Origin of the sequence: Polaribacter sp. Z014 (genome assembly GCF_023555435.1) — a bacterium.
In the GTDB taxonomy this organism is placed as follows: domain Bacteria; phylum Bacteroidota; class Bacteroidia; order Flavobacteriales; family Flavobacteriaceae; genus Polaribacter.
Genome location: NZ_JALCZP010000143.1, coordinates 1 through 348, shown reverse-complemented (window position 1 = coordinate 348; position 348 = coordinate 1). Strand labels below are relative to the sequence as shown.

Below are 348 nucleotides of genomic sequence, written 5' to 3'. Positions count from 1 at the left end.
TTTAAAAATATAACCGTCACCTCTATTAATAGGAAGATTATCATATTGATGTTCCCAATTAGATCTTCCGTTAGTGGCAGGAGAGTAGGTGTATACCCAGTATTTTGCTAAAGAAATAGGGTCTGTAGCGGCACCATCATAACCCTCCTTAAAATTAATTATTTTAGGGTTGTCTATATCAGTACCATCTCTAAGTACGTCTTTTAGAGTATAGGTGTTAGTCCCAGAAGTAACTGGCGAACTCATATAATTGTAACGATACAAACTAGGTACCGTAGAATTTTGGTCTACAAGTAAATTACCCGTACCAGAAACCATACTAGTGTTCGGGTGTGTTTGTACTAATTG

At 36.5% G+C, this 348-nt stretch carries 1 pseudogene; it reads right to left on the bottom strand.

The annotated features are described in order from the left end of the window. A pseudogene (locus tag MPF19_RS19240) lies at positions 1-348 on the bottom strand (hypothetical protein); the annotation flags it as partial.